The 732-nt window shown below is 31.0% G+C and carries 1 protein-coding gene; it reads left to right on the top strand.

Features of this window, described 5'->3' with window-relative positions; translation table 11 throughout:
* Positions 1–564, top strand: a 564-nt coding sequence (locus PL77_RS29875) for an IS110 family transposase (RefSeq protein WP_044213734.1), incomplete at its 5' end; no start/stop codon positions are given.
* Between the last annotated feature and the right edge of the window lie 168 nt (positions 565–732).

Here is a 732-nt window from a genome sequence, read left to right as displayed (position 1 = left end):
ACAGCCTATGAAGCACAATATCATAGTTTCAGAAATTGTTGCGATACTTCCGAAACAGTATATACTTTGATTTTAGAAAAAATAAAAGTGCAGAAAGAAACGATTAGAAAGTATGAAAAAAAACTCAGTAAGTTAAATTCAGATGAGGACAAAACTTTTATAAAATTAGTCAAAACTATCTCGGGTATTGGAGATAAAAGTGCTATGGTATTTTTACACACTTTTGATAAATTTCAAAACTTTGACAACGCTAAGCAAGCGATCTGTTACTTGGGGACAAACCCTAGAGAATATGAGTCAGGTACTTCAATTAAAAAGAATAAAGGAATATCCAAAATGGGTGTTAAGGACACTCGGAAATTGCTTTTTATGGCTGCAGTATCAGCTAAAAGATATAACCCTGCTTGTAAGAGTCTTTATGTCCGTTTAAGAAAAAGAGGAAAGAAGTATAAACAGGCAATGGTAGCAGTAATGAATAAGCTTATTAAGCAAGCATTCGCTATCGTGAAAAGTGGTGAAGAATACAACCCTAATTATCATGATTTACTTCATAAAGTAAAGTGAAAATTAGGGCTGTATTTTCCTTGAAATTTTTAACTCTCAAAAAGAGAGGATGGATCATTATGATCTATTTTTAAGAAAAGTAAAGTCATTAGATAGAAAATGACTTCCAAATAAAATTTGGCTAAGTTTTAAAATAAATTTGTTTTTTAACACAGTTCGTCATTCGTG

This window comes from Flammeovirga sp. OC4, assembly GCF_000812565.1.
Lineage (GTDB): Bacteria > Bacteroidota > Bacteroidia > Cytophagales > Flammeovirgaceae > Flammeovirga.
This window is presented reverse-complemented; position numbering and strand designations above follow the sequence as displayed.